We start from the raw sequence: 16,578 nt of genomic DNA, 5'->3' as shown, positions 1-16,578 counted from the left end.
AAAAGCATAAGAATATTGAAAAAAATATTGTTCTCATTTATTTATAGCTTCTTTCTTTCACTTGAATGTTCTCGTATACTAAGTCTTCCTTATGTAATACAGCATCTTTTGGCTCTCCTTTATATTCCCAAGCCGATACATATTGGAATTCTTTACGACGCATAGCTTCTCCTTCAGCAGTTTGATACTCCTCTCTAAAGTGTCCACCAGCAGATTCTTCTCTCAATAATGCATCTTTTGCAAACAATTCTCCTAACTCTAAGAAATCTGCCACACGTAATGCTTTTGCTAATTCTTCATTATATTCTTGATCTGTTCCAGGGATTTTTACATTTTTCCAGAATTCAGCTCGAAGTTCTGCAATTTCAGAAATAGCCGATTTCAAGTCTTTTTCATTACGAGCCATTCCACATTTATTCCACATAATTTTTCCTAAGCGTTTATGGAAATGATCTACAGAATGCGTCCCATTGTTATTAATCAAATGCCTGATATTGTCTACGACGTTCTTTTCAGCTTCATCAAATTCGGCAGAATCAGTAGGAATAGGTCCTGTTCTAATATCATTAGCTAAGAAATCTCCTATTGTATATGGTAAAACAAAATAGCCATCAGCTAAACCTTGCATCAATGCAGAAGCTCCTAAACGGTTTGCACCATGATCGGAGAAGTTGGCTTCACCAATACAGTATAGACCAGGTACAGTTGTTTGTAGGTTGTAATCAACCCAAACACCTCCCATGGTATAGTGAACAGCTGGATAAATCATCATTGGTGTTTCATAAGGATTTTGATCTACAATTTTTTCGTACATCTGGAATAAATTTCCATATTTTTCCTTAACAATGTCCTGACCAAGTTTTTTAACTAAAGCACCATCATTTTCATCGAGTCCTTTAACATGAGCCTGTTCTTTTCCGTAGCGCATAAATGCAGATGCAAAATCTAAGTACACTGCTTCTCCTGTAGCATTCACACCATAGCCAGCATCACAACGTTCTTTTGCTGCTCGAGAAGCCACATCACGAGGCACCAAGTTTCCAAAGGCAGGATAACGTCGTTCTAAATAGTAATCTCTATCTTCTTCTGCGAGTTGGGTTGGTTTTAATTGACCAGCACGAATGGCTTCAACATCTTTTTTATGTTTAGGCACCCAAATTCTACCATCATTTCGCAGTGATTCTGACATTAATGTTAATTTAGATTGGTGATCTCCAGAAACAGGAATACAAGTTGGGTGAATTTGTGTATAACAAGGGTTTGCAAAATAGGCACCACGCTTGTGTGCTTTCCATGCTGCAGTAACGTTACTTCCCATCGCATTGGTTGATAAGAAAAACACATTTCCATAACCACCTGTCCCTAAAACAACAGCATGAGCTGAATGGCGTTGAATTTCACCAGTCACTAAATTACGAGCGATGATTCCTCTGGCTTTTCCATCAACAATAACAACATCGAGCATTTCGTGACGATTATACATTTTAATTTTACCACGACCTATTTGACGATTCATTGCAGAATAGGCGCCAAGTAATAATTGCTGACCCGTTTGTCCTGCAGCATAAAATGTTCTTGAGACTAGTACACCACCAAAAGAACGGTTGTCAAGTAGACCTCCATATTCACGAGCAAAAGGCACACCTTGAGCGACACATTGGTCAATGATGTTTGCTGAAACTTCTGCCAAACGATATACGTTAGCTTCTCGAGAACGATAATCACCACCTTTTACAGTATCGTAAAACAATCGGTAAGTCGAATCACCATCACCTTGATAGTTTTTTGCAGCGTTGATACCTCCTTGAGCCGCAATAGAGTGCGCACGTCTTGGTGAATCTTGAAAACAAAACGCTTTAACGTTGTAACCTAATTCTGCTAAGGTTGCAGCAGCTGATCCACCTGCTAATCCAGTACCAACAACAATAACATCGATGTTACGTTTATTTGCAGGATTGACTAGATCGATTGAGTTTTTATGATTGGTCCACTTATCTGCAAGTGGGCCATTAGGTATTTTAGAATCTAAAGCCATATTTAGATGTGTTTTTAGTGATTAAAATGATGGAATAACGCAATGAATATAAACCCTAATGGTAATCCAATAGCATAGACTTTCGCAAATCCTTTTAACCCTTTTGTGTATTTATTGTTTGCTCCAACCGATTGAAATGCTGAATTAAAACCATGCAATAAATGAAGTGCTAGGAAAATAAAACCAATACAATATAAAGCAACTCTCCAAATAGGTTGAAATTTATGAACTAATTCCTCATAGTATCTATAACCGCTATCAGCTACATTTGGATCTACTAATCCAGACATATCTCCTACAACATATTTTGTGTTAATTTCTGGAATCCAAAAATCAATAAAGTGAATGACTAAGAAGATTAGTATAAAGCCTCCACTCCAAATCATGTTTCTGCTCATCCAAGTAGAATTAGCTCCTCCATTGTTTTTGGCATAACTAATTGCTCTAGCTTTGTTGTTTTGAATTTCAAGAATGAATCCCATAACGAAGTGAAAAATCACCCCTAAGATGAGTATCGGTTGCAACAAATATTGAACTGCCCAAAATGTTCCCATAAAATGAGATGCTTCATTGAACACATGTTCACTAAAGACAGATAGAATATTTATTGCAAAATGTTGTAAAATGAAAAACATGAGGAAGAGTGCCGAAAGTGCCATGGCAAACTTTCTTCCTATCGACGAACTAAAAATTCCGCTCATTATAATTGTAGTTAATTATTGTGTACCACAAAGATAAGGCTCAGAGGGTTGTACTACAAATTTTAACTCCTATTTTGATAATTTAGAATGGGTTTAATTAGATACGCTAGGAATGAGTCCTCTAAGACCCATATCTACAACTTGTTCACCAGCCTCAGGCTCGAATTTTCCATCAGTAATAACTTCGGTCCATTCAAAACTATTATTTATTGAAAACGATAAGGTAACAGTAACATCTTGAGTTTCATTTCCTGATACGGTAAATGCATCTTCAAATTGACCTGTGACTACACATGAACCTTGAGGAATTGGAGATGAATCAAATAATGGGTTAGGAACAGTTATTGATCCATTTGGAGCTTGGCCTTGACTAGTAAAGCCTAAAGCTTCAAAAACCCAAAAGCCTTGGGCTCTATTGCCATTAATATCAATCGTGTTTCCGTTTAGATCGAATGATGTGATATAAGAATTGTAACCTACAAAGCTTGCCAAAGTTCCAGTAATATCTTGATTGTTCACCAATACGTTTATTGCACCTTCTTGATAAGCTAATGACACACGAACCCATTCATAATCTCCAATAGAAATTTGGTTAAGAGGTACTGTTACAAAGGTTTCGTTGTTGCCTGCAAAAAGGGCATTTTGAAAATCAATTGCCAACGCACCTCCTATAGAAGTGCCTTCACCTTCGTATATAATTTCTCCCTCACCTAAAGCTGTTGTTGTCGTTGGAGCGAACTCAATATAGTTAGCACTCATTCTATCTATAGATGGTGATTGCGCAGCGTTTCCATTAGCGACGGAAACAGGCTGACCAAGATTTCCAAGGCGTTCTTGATTTGGATCAAACTTTAGTTTGATAATTAAATTTGGCGATGATTGTTGAGATGAGTCGTCACCTTCATTACTACACGACAATATTGATATAGCTACGACTGTTATTAGTATTTTAAATAGTTTCATTGACTTGGAGTTTATAATATAACTCTATAATCAACATATTTATTTTACCTCAAAGTCTGTTTTTTCGTCACCAATTTGTATAGTATATGTTCCTTTAGGGATGTAATATTTTCCATTTTTGGCTTTATTGATATCAATACTAGTATTATCTTTTAATAATGCTTTCCTTCCTTTTTCGGTTAGTGTTAAATCATAAGTGGCATAGTTGAAACCCTTATCGGCTTTCACTGTCATTTCGTTTAATAGAATATCATTTTGAGCAAATACTTTTATTGTTTTATCACCTGAAGTATTTGAATAGAAGGCAATATCAATTTCAGGTTCATAAGGGTCAAACCATTTGCTCCATGAGCTTCCCCAACGACTTGAAAATCTTGTGTCATTTACTTTAAATAAGGTCACAGCTTTTGATTTCATGTCGTTATTCATTTTCTGAAGCGGCCCAATGTTGGTTAGATAAATACTTCTTCCGTGCGTTCCTAATAACAGATGTTTAGCATCGGGTTGCACAACAATATCGTGAAATGCTACATTAGGTAATCCATTACTGAAGGCTTCCCAATATTGTCCTTGGTTAAAGGAGATATAAGCTCCATTATCTGTCCCTAAGTATAAAATGTTTTCATTTTCAGGATCCTCTTTAATGACATTCACGGGAGAAGCAGGAATATTCGAACTTATACTTTTCCATGTATTTCCGTAGTCATCACTCATATAAGCGTATGCTTTAAAATCATCCCAACGATAACCATTAAGTGTGACATAAACACGTTCTTTTTTATGCTGTGAAGCGATAACACGACTTACCCAAAGATCTTTTGGTAAACCATTTGAAATATTTGTCCAACTTCCACCCGAATTTTTGGTGACCTGAACTAAGCCATCGTCACTCCCAGTGTAAATCAATCCAAACTGAAATGGGGATTCGCTAATTGATGTTAAAGTTCCGTAGGCTACATTTCCTTGTTTTCCACCATTAGTAAGATCGCTACTTATGGCAGTCCAATCTTTACCTTGATTCATAGAACGCATCAATTTATTACCTCCTAAATACAATATGTCTTGATTATGTGGAGATAACAAAATAGGCGTTTGCCAATTAAAACGATAAGGGTTTTCTCCTAATTCATGTTTAGGTTGAATGTAAGTTTGCTCGTCGGTTTCTAGGTTGAGTCTAAAGTAATTTCCAAATTGAAAACCAGTATAAACAACATTGTTGTCTCGATTATCAATTTGAATTTGCATACCATCGCCTCCCATAATACTTTCCCAAGGGTATTGGCCACTTTGATGCCAACTTTTATCTTCACGAGCATTATGAGCGCCAACCCATACCCCATTATCTTGTAAGCCACCATAAACGTTATATGGTTGAGCGTTATCTACATTAATAGCATAAAATTGACCTACAGAAGGTGAATTGTTTTTAATCCAATTGCCACCATCGTCATAGGTGATATTAACGCCACCATCATTTCCGTTTATAAGGTGATCTGGGTTTTTAGGGTTAATCCATAATGCATGGTGATCGGCATGTACATTTTCTGCACTAATTGATGTGAATGTTTGCCCGCCATCTTTTGATTTTACAATCGGAACGCCATAAATATAGATATTGTCGGCATTGTTTGGTGCTACGTATATATGACCAAAGTAATACCCATAGCTGTAGTAAATATCGTCTAGATAATCATCGTGAGTTTTATTCCAAGTGATTCCCCCATCTACACTTTTGTAAACTTCAGTGCCAATAACCGGTGTGTCAAATAGCATAGAATTAGCATCTTCCAAATATTTTGCTAAGTCTATAGGCTTTACATTTCCACTTCTTACCATTTGTTTTACATTATCGGCTCTATATTTTTCCTGAAAACCATTCATTTTTAAATAGTCATTCAATTTTTTATTATCCAATTTCAAAAAAGTTTCGGTTGTCATCGATTTGAAATCGTCTTTATTTAAGATATTAGATTCTGAATCTTTTTTTCCTTCTGAAGGTCTTCGAAATTGGCTATCATGAATAGCATAAACAATATTGTTATCAAAAACAGCTAAGCCTATTCGCCCTACACCTTTACCTGTTGGGAAACCACTTTTTTCAGTAGATACTTTAGCCCAAGTATTTCCTGCATCTGTACTTTTGAAAATGGCTGAATTATTTCCACTACCATCAAAATTCCATGCTTTGCGATCTTTAGTCCAAGAAGATGCAAACATCAAGTTGAAGTTGTTTGGATTGGTTTGTACATCAATAATACCACTCATATCATCAACAAAAAGAGTTTGAGACCAAGTGTTTCCACCATCTATAGTTTTATAAATACCACGTTCTTGATTTGGTGAATATAAGTGACCAGTAACACCAACAACTACTTCATCAGGATTATTAGGATTGATTAAAATGCGACCAATATGGTGTGAATCTTTAAGCCCCATATTTTGCCATGTTTTGCCGTTGTCTGTAGATTTTAAAATTCCAATTCCAGCATAACTTGAACGCGAACTGTTATTTTCACCAGTACCAACCCAAATGGTTCTTGTGTTCCAATCTACAGCAATATCTCCTACATTCTGTGTGTCAGAGGTGTCAAGAATAGGAGTAAACGTGGTGCCATTATTAGTCGTATGCCAAACACCTCCTGAGGCGTAACCAACATAAAACTCAATTGGGTTTTCAGGATTAACTGCCAAATCGGTCACGCGGCCACTCATTACTGTTGGACCAATATTTTTAAAGGCTACATTTTTAACTAAAGATGTTTTAGTTAATTGTGCTTTCTTATTTAAAGCGTCATCGATTGTTTGTAGTGAAGTTGCTGGTTGTTGAGCATTTATAAAAAGAGAAGTTCCTAAGAAGAAATAACAAATTTTTTTAAACATGATGAGATGGTTTTTTTAGTGGTCTAAAGGTAAGAAATATTGATGAGGGTTATGATTTAAAAGGATAGTAATCATATTTTGAAATATGAAAATTTTACATAAAATGTTAAATAAAATGAATGATATTTATTTTTTTAACTAAAAAATTCAGTACTTTTCAAAATATTAACTAATAACTTTATTGAAAATGGAAGAGTATTTACCCTTAATTATCCAATTAGTCAGTGGTGCTGTTGGTGGAAACCTAGCAGGATCATTAATGAAGAAGTTTTCTTTAGGAACGCTTGGGAATTCAATTTTAGGAATCTTAGGTGGTGGTCTTGGAGGTCAGCTTTTAGGCATGTTAGGATTAGGAGGAGCTGAAGCTGCTGCTGCCTCAACAAGTATGGACTTGTCTAGTATTCTTGGTAGTGTAGCCGGAGGTGGAGTTGGTGGCGGTGTTGTCATGGCTATCGTAGGAATGATAAAAAATGCTATGAGTAAATAACTCTTAGTAATGACACTTAAAATGAAGCGTTCAATTTAAATTGAACGCTTTTTTTATTATAATCTAATTACATTTAGACCTCAATTAAGTGTATATGGAAAGTGTTAATACCAAGTTTGAGGATTATTTAAAGGTTGTTATCAATGATAAAAGCCTTCATATGCTTGTTCCCGAAATTTTGAATATATTCCACTGTAAAGAGTTAAATAGAAATGATGTCTTGGTTAAGAAAGGCATGGTTTGTCGTTATTTCTGTTACATTGAATCTGGTGTGTTACAGCACGCTATTGATGTTTTAGATGAAGAGAAAACCACTTACTTAGCTATGAAAAATTCGTGTACTTCTGCACTTAAAAGTTTTATTAATAGAACACCTTCTCGAAAACATATCAAAGCCATAAGTGATTGTCGACTTTGGGTAATAGAAATAGATGCATTTAAAACATTACTAAGTAACAATAAAGCATTTAATAGATTCTATTATAATCTTATTGAAAATCAAATTTATCTTATTGATGATTATCGTATAGACTTGTTAACATTGAGTCCAGAAGCTCGCTATAAGAAACTATTAAGTAATGATCTTGAACTACTTCAAGAAGTGCCATTACACTATCTTGCTTCTTTTTTGGGGATTTCGTCACGACATATGAGTCGTATTCGAAAAAACATAAATTAACGCCATTTGGCTACATAAATCTAGATTTGTTTTAATTATTTTTGAAGACATTAAAGTTTTTAAAATATACATACTCATGAAATATCACAGAATAGACCGTAATCTTTTTATCAAAAACCGTAAGAACTTCATGTCTAAAATGAAACCAAGTAGTTTGGCGGTTTTCAATTCTAACGATATTTATCCTATAAGCGCTGATAGTACAATGCCTTTTGAGCAACATCGTGATATTTTTTATTTAAGTGGTGTTGATCAAGAAGAAAGTATCTTGGTATTGTTCCCTGATTGTCCAAAAGAAAACCATCGCGAGATTTTATTTTTAAAAGAAACTAATGAGCATATTGCGGTTTGGGAAGGAGAGAAACTAACCAAAGCAGCAGCATTAGAGACAAGTGGGATTAAGACTGTGTATTGGTTACAAGACATGGAGAAAATTATGTTTGAATTAATGTCGCAATGTGATACGGTTTATATCAATACAAATGAGCATTACAGAGCTTCGGTAGAAACAGAAACTCGAGAAGATCGTTACACCAAATGGTTAAAAAATAAATATCCAGCACATAGCGTGGCAAAGAGCAATCCTATTTTACAACGTTTACGCTCGGTAAAAGATTCTATTGAATTAGAACTGTTACAGAAGGCATGCGATATTACCGAAAAAGGATTCCGTCGTGTATTAGGTTTTGTTCAGCCTGATGTTTGGGAATTTGAAATTGAAGCAGAGTTCATGCACGAATTTTTACGAAATCGCTCAAAGAAATTTGCGTATACGCCTATCGTTGCTAGTGGAAATAATGCCAACGTTTTACATTATATAGAGAATAACCAGCAATGCAAAGCTGGAGATCTAATCCTTATGGATGTAGGTGCAGAATATGCTAATTATGCAAGTGATATGACTAGAACAATCCCTGTATCTGGGCGATTTACTGACCGACAAAAAGCCGTGTACAATGCTGTTAATCGTGTGAAAAATGAAGCTACAAAACTATTAGTTCCAGGAACTATTTGGGCAGATTATCATGTTGAGGTTGGTAAGTTGATGACTTCAGAATTATTAGGGCTTGGTTTATTAGATAAAGCCGATGTTCAAAATGAAAATGCAGACTGGCCAGCGTATAAGAAATATTTTATGCATGGTACATCGCATCATATGGGATTAGACACTCACGATTATGGGATTTTAACAGAACCTATGCAAGCTAATATGGTTTTTACAGTAGAGCCTGGAATCTATATTCCTGATGAAGGATTTGGAATTCGTTTGGAAGATGATATCGTGATTCAGGAGTCTGGTGAACCATTTAATCTTATGCGTAATATTCCGATTGAGGTAGAAGAGATTGAGGATATTATGAATGATTAGAAATTCAAATTTATAGTTAATAAGCCTAGTACTTTTAGTGTTAGACTTTTTTTGTTTCAGAAGATAAAAACCCAACCCCTAAACAAGTCAACAAAGCAGGCAAAACCCAACCTAATTGATGTTTTGCTAAGGGAATATAGGCGATGATGTCATTTAAACCTTTTGACGGACTTAAAAAGCCTACAACATCAGGAATACTAAATATAAAAGTCACGATTACAACTGCTCTAAAAACTAAAGGTGTTGAGAATTGTTTTGGTAATACATTGAGTAAGATAAGCACAATGGTAATGGGATAAATAAAATAGAGAACTGGAATAGCTACAACTATTATGGAATGAAAATCGAGCTGTCCAACAACAATACCTAATACACAGGATATAATGGATGTTATAATATAAACGGTTTGAGAGTTGCTCATTATTCCTTTAAAATAATCGGCTGTTCCTGCAATAATACCTACTGCAGTTGTAAAACAAGCTAAAGAAATTAAGATACTTAATACTGTATTTCCAAAATTACCTAAGGCAGATATACTGATTCCTCTTAATAAATTTGCGCGCTGCATATCACTACTTAATGCGGCATCAATATCAATTTGAGAGCCATAATAAGCACCAACAGAAATCAAACCTGCATAAATGATAAATAGACCAAAACCAGCAATCCAACCCGATTTAGCTATCAATACTTTTCGGTCTTCAAAACTTCCTTTATGTCTTAAGTTGATGGAGATAATGATAACAGCTCCCACTACAACAGCACCAATAGCATCAAAGGTTTGGTAGCCTTCTAAAATTCCGGCAACAATTGGTGTTTCGAATTGAGATGGGTTTGTAGCCATTTCCGAAGAAAACAAACCAATACCAATAACCATTAAAAGAATAATGACTATTAATGGTGTTAGAAATTTGCCGATAAAACTTAAAATTTTCGAACGATTTAAGACAAACACTAAAACTAAAGCAAAGTAGATAGTGCTAGTTAATAATGGACTTGTACCAAAGGCTGGATGAATTGCAATTTCATGTGTAGCTGCTGCAGTTCTGGGTGAGGGAATAGCGATGGCAATGATATAAATTAGAATGCAATAAATTAGACTAAATTGAGGAGATACTTTTTTTCCAAAATCATAGAGTGTGCCTTGTAATTTTGCATGTGCTAAAATTCCAATAATAGGAATTACTACTGCAGTAATCATAAAACCAACGGCAACCCAAAACCAATGTTCACCTGCGTTATAACCTAAAAGCGGTGGAAGTAATAGATTTCCTGCACCAAAAAACAGAGAGAATAAAGCAAAACTGGTGATAAAAAGCTCTTTTCTAGAATTCAAATTGATAGATCTATTTGTTTGCTCAAATATAGTAAATACTTATGCATTTGTTTAGGTAGTTGCATAATTCAAATAGTATCTTTGCAGTGATGATTATAGAATACAAAGGCATACCAATTTTTTATGAAGATGAGGGCAAAGGAAGGCCTATAGTTTTACTTCATGGATTTTTAGAAAACACAACAATGTGGGCTGGTATAAAAAAGGAGCTACTAGATAAGTGTCGCGTGATTTGTGTTGATTTATTGGGCCATGGTCAAACAGGTTGTTTGGGATATGTTCATACTATGAGTACAATGTCTGAAGCTGTGTTGGCAGTTATAAAGGATTTAAAACTAAAAACCTTTATGCTTATTGGGCATTCTATGGGAGGTTATGTGGCTTTAAATTTAGCTAAGAAAATTCCTGCTTCAATTACGGGTTTATGTTTAATGAATTCTACTTACGAAGCCGATGATATAGAAAGACGAACTATCCGAGAACGAGCTAATATAATGGCTCAAACCAATTATGCTAATTTAGTTCGCTTATCGTTTATGAATTTATTTTCCGAAGAGAGTCGGATGCGCTACAAAGTTGAAATGGAATTAGCTTTACAAGAGGCACTTAATACACCTGTACAGGGTTATATTGCTGCACAAAAAGGAATGATGATAAGATCTGATATGTTTGAATTTTTTAAAAACTTGTCTGCAAAAAAACTTATTATAATTGGAGCCAATGATCCGGTTGTAAACAGTGAACAAATATTAAATCAAACTAATAACACAAATATAAACTGTGAGGTATTATCTAATGGACATATGAGTTATATTGAAGATAAATCAGAATTAACTTACATTTTATTGCAATTCATCGAATAATAATACTTTTAAGCGTATTTAATAAGTTTTTTTTCTATGTTTACTGTCCCCAAATCAATCAGCCATGAGAAAAGCTACTACAAAGACTTCGAGCCCGTTAAGACTCTACTGTGACATTTTTGGTCATAATTATGAGATGACTAAAAAAGTAACCTCGCACGTTAAAGAGTATACCTGTAAGTGTTGTAAGCGTCAATTAACGACTAACGGTAATGGGAAACTCACCGAGTTAACACCAAAGTATCAAGAGATAAATGAAATTCTTGAAAAGATTTACACACGTCGAATGGTGCGTTTAAAGAATAAAACGCTCACTTCATCGATATGTTAGTGTAAAATTCTCACCTTACAAGAAGGTTTTTATATATTTAGTCATCCTCTAATTTAATATCTAAAAAAACCCTATCAAGGTGAAAAGTCTCTATTGTTCAATTTTTGGGCATCATTATGAAGTCTCAAAAAACATTACGTATCACGTTAAAGAATACAAATGTTCGCATTGTAAATCGGAAGTCACGACAAGTGGCAGTGGTGGTTTAACGTTGTTAACTCCAAAATACAAAGAAATCAACTCTGTTTTAGAACGAATCCATAATAGGCGTTTATCAAGAATGAAGCAAAAATCTGCTGCCTCTAAAGTAGTAGAAGAGACCTTGCTAGATTTTACTCCTCATTTTTCATAGCATTCCAACCTTTTGCAATGATAGGTACAGCTTGTTCTCCTCTTGTGATTAATAGTTTACCTCTATCTTTGTCAGTTATATATCCAATAACCGTCAAATTGGGGTTGCCTTTTATCTTAGTGAAATCGTCTTGAGAAATCGTCATCAATAATTCATAATCCTCACCTCCATTTAAAGCAATGGTCGTACTATCAATATTAAATTCTTCGCAAGTTGATATAACTTGAGGGTCTAAAGGAATTTTGTTCTCATAAATTTCAACACCTACATCACTATGCTTACAAAGGTGTAAAACTTCTGAAGATAAGCCATCACTTATATCAATCATAGATGTTGGCAAGACATCTAATTGTTTTAATAATTCAATGATGTCTTTTCTCGCTTCTGGTTTTAATTGGCGCTCAATGATATAAGAATATGGGTCTAAATCGGGTTGATTTTGTGGGTTTACTTTAAACACTTCTTTTTCACGTTCTAGAACTTGAAGACCCATGTAAGCTGCACCAATATCACCAGTTACAACTAATAAGTCATTTTGTTTTGCACCTTTTCTATAAACGATATTATCTTTATCTGCCTCTCCAATAGCCGTAATTGAAATTATGAGCCCAGTAGTTGAAGATGTTGTATCTCCACCAATTACATCAATATTATAAAGTTTAGCTGCGGTTTCTATTCCCGCATACAATTCCTCAAGAGCTTCTAATGGAAATCTATTAGATACTGCTATAGATACTGTAATTTGAGTGGCATTAGCGTTCATGGCATAGACATCACTTAAATTCACAATAACTGCCTTGTAGCCTAAATGTTTTAGTGGAACATAACTTAAATCGAAATGAACGTTTTCAACTAATAAATCGGTAGTGACCACAATTTGTTTAGTGTCGTGATTTAGTACTGCAGCATCGTCACCAATACTTTTAATTGTTGATGTGTGGGATATGCCAAAATTTTTGGTTAAATGTTCAATAAGACCAAATTCTCCTAATGCTTCTAAGGAGGTACGCTGCGGATTTTTATCTTCTATCATGCTGCAAAAATAATCGCTTTTTTTAAAGCTAAGCCTTCATTTAAGGGATTTTTAAGGGCTTCGGAAATTTTAAAACACGTATTTCATCGAAAAAACAAGTGTTTAGTCGGTGTATTGCATTTAAATACCTAAGTTAGTTATCCCAAATGTTTTAACCTACTATGCAAATGATAACCACCAACGAACTGTCGTGTTCGGTATTTGGACATAATCTAGAGCGCTCACCGATGTCGACTGGAAATGCACATCAGTTGATATGTAAGACCTGTCAATCTAGAGTCCCAGTTGATAATCAAGGAGAATTTGAGAGCACATCATTTAACAATAAAAATCTACAAAAGACGCTTAGGCAATTGTTTATCTTGAAACATCAGTATTCTAGAGAGCGCATTTCAGCATAAAAGGGAAAAGGTGAAATATTTCTCTAGTCCATATAAAACCCTATTATCTTTATAACCAGATTCTATGTCATTATTTACTAATATAATGTTAGGAAATATGAATAAACCCTACTTATGTCTTATATTTGCACTCTATTTAGATAAAATCTATATAAGACATGATTAAAGTATCAGATACAGCTAAAAAGAAAGTCTTAGAGCTCATGACCGATGATGGCTTTAGCGCTACAACGGACTTCATTAGGGTTGGTGTTAAAAGTGGCGGATGTTCTGGTTTATCATATGACTTAAAATTTGATAAAGAACAAAAAGAAGATGATAAAGTTTTTGAAGATAATGGTGTTAAAATTATTGTCGACAAAAAGAGTTTTCTTTATTTAATAGGAACAACTTTAGAATATTCAGGCGGATTAAATGGAGCTGGATTTGTATTTAACAATCCAAATGCCAATAGAACCTGTGGTTGTGGAGAGTCTTTCTCACTTTAAAAACGATTTATGAGTAATAAATATACAGAAGATGATCTTCGAGAAGAATTAAAAACCAAAGAATACGAATACGGTTTTTATACAGATATCGAATCTGAAACGTTTCCAAACGGATTAAACGAGGACATTGTTCGTGCTATTTCTAAGAAAAAAGAAGAACCAGCATGGATGACAGAATGGCGTCTAGAAGCGTTCAAAGTTTGGAAAAATATGGTAGAGCCTGAATGGGCTAATGTACACTATGAAAAACCAGATTTTCAAGCTATATCTTATTATTCTGCTCCCAATAGCAAACCAAAATATGACAGTTTGGATGAGGTTGATCCTGAGCTGTTGGCGACATTTGAAAAGCTTGGTATTTCACTTGATGAACAAAAGAAATTAGCAGGAGTTGCTATGGATGTTGTTGTAGATTCAGTATCAGTAGCAACTACATTTAAAAAGACTTTGGCCGAAAAAGGAATCATTTTTATGAGTATTTCTGAGGCGATACAAGAGTATCCAGAATTGGTGAAAAAATATATTGGGACTGTCGTTCCGCAGAAAGATAATTTTTATGCTGCTCTTAATAGTGCAGTGTTTAGTGATGGTAGTTTCTGTTACATTCCTAAAGGAGTGCGTTGCCCTATGGAATTATCAACTTACTTTAGAATTAATCAAGCAGGAACAGGTCAGTTTGAAAGAACGCTAGTTATTGCTGATGAAGGCAGTTACGTAAGTTATCTTGAAGGCTGTACAGCTCCTAGTCGAGATGAAAATCAATTACATGCTGCTGTGGTAGAGCTCATTGCTCTAGATGATGCTGAAATAAAATATTCTACAGTGCAAAATTGGTATCCTGGTAATGCTGAAGGTAAAGGTGGAGTATTCAATTTTGTTACAAAAAGAGGTTTGTGTGAAACCAATGCGAAAATATCTTGGACTCAAGTGGAAACAGGAAGTGCTGTAACTTGGAAATATCCTTCTTGTGTATTAAAAGGTGACAATTCGGTAGGAGAATTTTATTCCATTGCAGTGACAAATAATTACCAGCAAGCCGATACTGGCACTAAGATGATTCACTTAGGCAAGAATACTAAATCTACTATCATTTCCAAAGGAATTTCGGCTGGGAAATCTCAAAATTCCTACAGAGGATTAGTGCAAATTAGTTCTAGAGCTGATAATGCTCGTAACTTCTCACAATGTGATAGTCTATTAATGGGTAACGAGTGTGGAGCTCATACATTTCCCTATATAGAAGCTAAAAACAAGTCGGCTCAAATTGAACACGAAGCTACTACGAGTAAAATTGGTGAAGATCAGATTTTCTATTGCAATCAACGTGGTATTGATACAGAAAAAGCGATTGCACTTATTGTAAATGGATTTAGTAAAGAAGTTCTAAACAAGTTGCCAATGGAGTTTGCTGTTGAAGCTCAAAAATTATTAGAAATTAGTTTAGAAGGATCAGTAGGTTAAATAAAAGTAAAGCATGAAAAAAGTATTGATGATTATGATGGTGTTTACGGTATTAATGAGCTGTAAAACAGAAAAAAAATCTGAAGTAGAAATTACTCCAGAAGATAAAACAATTGTTGCTGAAGAGGGAAAAACAATAAAGCAAAGTGATGGTCTAATTGCCATTCAAGGAGAATTTATTTACTATGCTGATGCAGCTGTATTAAAAACACCGACACAAATGTATGGTATTGTGATTAATGAGAAAATGCATGAGTTAGATAAGCAAGCACAACAATACAAAAAAGAAGATACAGATATGGTTCCAGTAACCATTCGCGGACGCTTATTTAAAAAAGAACCAGAGGCTGAAGGCTGGGATAATATAATTGAAATTAAAGAAATATTGAAAGTTTCTGAACCAACACCAGAAACTAACGACGTTATAAAACTTGGAAGTAATTAAGATGTTAAAAATAAAAGATTTACACGCAAGTGTTGAAGATAAAGCGATTTTAAGAGGTATTAATTTAGAGGTAAAACCTGGAGAAGTACATGCTATAATGGGACCAAATGGTTCTGGGAAAAGTACATTAGCATCAGTAATTGCTGGTAAAGAAGAGTATGAAGTTGACAAGGGTGAAATTATCCTTGATGGTGAAGATATTGAAGAGTTGGCTGCAGAAGAACGCGCACATAAAGGTGTGTTTTTATCCTTTCAATATCCTGTGGAGATTCCTGGAGTTAGTGTAACTAACTTTATGAAAACGGCAATTAACGAAACTAGAAAAGCTAAAGGTTTAGAGGATATGCCTGCAAATCAAATGCTGAAATTAATTCGTGAAAAATCTGAGCTTTTAGAAATCGATAGAAAGTTTTTATCCCGATCACTAAACGAAGGATTTTCTGGAGGAGAGAAAAAGCGAAATGAAATATTCCAGATGGCAATGCTCGAACCTAAATTAGCAATTCTTGATGAAACGGATTCTGGATTAGATATCGATGCATTAAGAATTGTAGCTAATGGTGTTAATAAACTAAAAAGCAAAGATAACGCTGTTATAGTCATTACACATTACCAGCGCTTATTAGACTACATAGTACCAGACTTTGTTCATGTATTATACAATGGACGTATTGTAAAATCAGGAACTAAAGAATTGGCACACGAGTTAGAAGAAAAAGGATACGACTGGATTAAAGAAGAGGTGAACGCATAA

The 16,578-nt window shown here is 34.7% G+C and carries 17 protein-coding genes; 11 read left to right on the top strand and 6 right to left on the bottom strand.

The window, feature by feature from the left end; genetic code table 11:
* Positions 1-37: 37 nt before the first annotated feature.
* From ACTU6T_RS05520 to ACTU6T_RS05505, 4 genes are all read right to left on the bottom strand, one after another.
* Positions 38-2,035, bottom strand: coding sequence for a fumarate reductase/succinate dehydrogenase flavoprotein subunit (locus ACTU6T_RS05520; RefSeq protein WP_460220261.1), 1,998 nt, complete (start codon positions 2,033-2,035; stop codon positions 38-40).
* Between the two features lie 14 nt (positions 2,036-2,049).
* Positions 2,050-2,736, bottom strand: a complete 687-nt coding sequence (locus ACTU6T_RS05515) for a succinate dehydrogenase cytochrome b subunit (protein ID WP_460220260.1) — start codon at positions 2,734-2,736, stop codon at positions 2,050-2,052.
* 93 nt (positions 2,737-2,829) lie between these two features.
* Positions 2,830-3,699 (bottom strand): hypothetical protein, encoded by an 870-nt coding sequence (locus ACTU6T_RS05510; RefSeq protein ID WP_460220259.1) that lies wholly within the window; start codon positions 3,697-3,699, stop codon positions 2,830-2,832.
* Positions 3,700-3,738: 39 nt separating this feature from the next.
* Complete coding sequence (locus ACTU6T_RS05505) at positions 3,739-6,579, bottom strand: WD40/YVTN/BNR-like repeat-containing protein (protein WP_460220258.1); 2,841 nt, start codon at positions 6,577-6,579, stop codon at positions 3,739-3,741.
* A 187-nt stretch (positions 6,580-6,766) separates the two neighbouring features.
* Between ACTU6T_RS05505 and ACTU6T_RS05500 the strand changes: the two genes are divergently transcribed.
* From ACTU6T_RS05500 to ACTU6T_RS05490, 3 genes are all read left to right on the top strand, one after another.
* Entirely contained in the window at positions 6,767-7,066 is a 300-nt protein-coding gene (locus ACTU6T_RS05500; RefSeq protein WP_321233721.1) for a hypothetical protein, read from the top strand.
* A gap of 94 nt (positions 7,067-7,160) precedes the next feature.
* On the top strand, positions 7,161-7,745 hold the full coding sequence (locus ACTU6T_RS05495) for a Crp/Fnr family transcriptional regulator (RefSeq protein ID WP_460220257.1): 585 nt from the start codon (positions 7,161-7,163) through the stop codon (positions 7,743-7,745).
* 76 nt (positions 7,746-7,821) lie between these two features.
* On the top strand, positions 7,822-9,114 hold the full coding sequence (locus tag ACTU6T_RS05490; protein WP_460220256.1) for an aminopeptidase P family protein: 1,293 nt from the start codon (positions 7,822-7,824) through the stop codon (positions 9,112-9,114).
* 40 nt (positions 9,115-9,154) lie between these two features.
* Here the strand turns inward: ACTU6T_RS05490 and brnQ are convergent, their stop codons facing one another.
* Positions 9,155-10,450 (bottom strand): branched-chain amino acid transport system II carrier protein, encoded by a 1,296-nt coding sequence (brnQ, locus tag ACTU6T_RS05485; protein WP_460220255.1) that lies wholly within the window; start codon positions 10,448-10,450, stop codon positions 9,155-9,157.
* Between the two features lie 89 nt (positions 10,451-10,539).
* Between brnQ and ACTU6T_RS05480 the strand changes: the two genes are divergently transcribed.
* The 3 genes from ACTU6T_RS05480 (at position 10,540) to ACTU6T_RS05470 (ending at position 11,996) form a co-directional block, all read left to right on the top strand.
* Positions 10,540-11,313, top strand: a complete 774-nt coding sequence (locus ACTU6T_RS05480) for an alpha/beta fold hydrolase (protein ID WP_460220254.1) — start codon at positions 10,540-10,542, stop codon at positions 11,311-11,313.
* 64 nt (positions 11,314-11,377) lie between these two features.
* Entirely contained in the window at positions 11,378-11,644 is a 267-nt protein-coding gene (locus ACTU6T_RS05475) for a hypothetical protein (protein WP_460220253.1), read from the top strand.
* A gap of 79 nt (positions 11,645-11,723) precedes the next feature.
* Complete coding sequence (locus tag ACTU6T_RS05470) at positions 11,724-11,996, top strand: hypothetical protein (RefSeq protein WP_460220252.1); 273 nt, start codon at positions 11,724-11,726, stop codon at positions 11,994-11,996.
* Here the strand turns inward: ACTU6T_RS05470 and thiL are convergent.
* Positions 11,977-13,029 carry a thiamine-phosphate kinase gene (gene thiL, locus ACTU6T_RS05465; RefSeq protein ID WP_460220251.1) on the bottom strand — a complete coding sequence of 351 codons (1,053 nt, stop codon included), beginning with the start codon at positions 13,027-13,029 and terminating at the stop codon, positions 11,977-11,979. The genes ACTU6T_RS05470 and thiL overlap by 20 nt on opposite strands.
* 167 nt (positions 13,030-13,196) lie before the next feature.
* Here thiL and ACTU6T_RS05460 point away from each other — a divergent pair, with 167 nt between their 5' ends.
* From ACTU6T_RS05460 to sufC, 5 genes are all read left to right on the top strand, one after another.
* Positions 13,197-13,430, top strand: a complete 234-nt coding sequence (locus tag ACTU6T_RS05460; protein WP_460220250.1) for a hypothetical protein — start codon at positions 13,197-13,199, stop codon at positions 13,428-13,430.
* Positions 13,431-13,588: 158 nt separating this feature from the next.
* On the top strand, positions 13,589-13,918 hold the full coding sequence (locus ACTU6T_RS05455) for a HesB/IscA family protein (RefSeq protein ID WP_460220249.1): 330 nt from the start codon (positions 13,589-13,591) through the stop codon (positions 13,916-13,918).
* A 9-nt stretch (positions 13,919-13,927) separates the two neighbouring features.
* Positions 13,928-15,379, top strand: coding sequence for a Fe-S cluster assembly protein SufB (gene sufB / locus ACTU6T_RS05450; RefSeq protein WP_460220248.1), 1,452 nt, complete (start codon positions 13,928-13,930; stop codon positions 15,377-15,379).
* 13 nt (positions 15,380-15,392) lie between these two features.
* Complete coding sequence (locus ACTU6T_RS05445; protein WP_460220247.1) at positions 15,393-15,824, top strand: hypothetical protein; 432 nt, start codon at positions 15,393-15,395, stop codon at positions 15,822-15,824.
* 1 nt (position 15,825) lies between these two features.
* Complete coding sequence (gene sufC, locus ACTU6T_RS05440; protein WP_460220246.1) at positions 15,826-16,578, top strand: Fe-S cluster assembly ATPase SufC; 753 nt, start codon at positions 15,826-15,828, stop codon at positions 16,576-16,578.

The organism is Psychroserpens citreus (assembly GCF_055686305.1).
Note: the sequence above shows the minus strand (reverse complement) of the source record. Positions and strands in the feature narration are given on the sequence as shown.

What these genes read in the sequence shown, in the direction of transcription:
- ACTU6T_RS05520 (WP_460220261.1), bottom strand. Translation starts at nt 2,035, where the DNA reads ATGGCTTTAGATTCTAAAATACCTAATGGCCCACTTGCAGATAAGTGG.
- sufC (WP_460220246.1), top strand. Translation starts at nt 15,826, where the DNA reads ATGTTAAAAATAAAAGATTTACACGCAAGTGTTGAAGATAAAGCGATT.
- ACTU6T_RS05495 (WP_460220257.1), top strand. Translation starts at nt 7,161, where the DNA reads ATGGAAAGTGTTAATACCAAGTTTGAGGATTATTTAAAGGTTGTTATC.
- ACTU6T_RS05500 (WP_321233721.1), top strand. Translation starts at nt 6,767, where the DNA reads ATGGAAGAGTATTTACCCTTAATTATCCAATTAGTCAGTGGTGCTGTT.
- ACTU6T_RS05505 (WP_460220258.1), bottom strand. Translation starts at nt 6,579, where the DNA reads ATGTTTAAAAAAATTTGTTATTTCTTCTTAGGAACTTCTCTTTTTATA.
- ACTU6T_RS05480 (WP_460220254.1), top strand. Translation starts at nt 10,540, where the DNA reads ATGATTATAGAATACAAAGGCATACCAATTTTTTATGAAGATGAGGGC.
- ACTU6T_RS05510 (WP_460220259.1), bottom strand. Translation starts at nt 3,699, where the DNA reads ATGAAACTATTTAAAATACTAATAACAGTCGTAGCTATATCAATATTG.
- ACTU6T_RS05515 (WP_460220260.1), bottom strand. Translation starts at nt 2,736, where the DNA reads ATGAGCGGAATTTTTAGTTCGTCGATAGGAAGAAAGTTTGCCATGGCA.
- ACTU6T_RS05475 (WP_460220253.1), top strand. Translation starts at nt 11,378, where the DNA reads ATGAGAAAAGCTACTACAAAGACTTCGAGCCCGTTAAGACTCTACTGT.
- sufB (WP_460220248.1), top strand. Translation starts at nt 13,928, where the DNA reads ATGAGTAATAAATATACAGAAGATGATCTTCGAGAAGAATTAAAAACC.
- ACTU6T_RS05490 (WP_460220256.1), top strand. Translation starts at nt 7,822, where the DNA reads ATGAAATATCACAGAATAGACCGTAATCTTTTTATCAAAAACCGTAAG.
- ACTU6T_RS05445 (WP_460220247.1), top strand. Translation starts at nt 15,393, where the DNA reads ATGAAAAAAGTATTGATGATTATGATGGTGTTTACGGTATTAATGAGC.
- thiL (WP_460220251.1), bottom strand. Translation starts at nt 13,029, where the DNA reads ATGATAGAAGATAAAAATCCGCAGCGTACCTCCTTAGAAGCATTAGGA.
- ACTU6T_RS05455 (WP_460220249.1), top strand. Translation starts at nt 13,589, where the DNA reads ATGATTAAAGTATCAGATACAGCTAAAAAGAAAGTCTTAGAGCTCATG.
- ACTU6T_RS05460 (WP_460220250.1), top strand. Translation starts at nt 13,197, where the DNA reads ATGATAACCACCAACGAACTGTCGTGTTCGGTATTTGGACATAATCTA.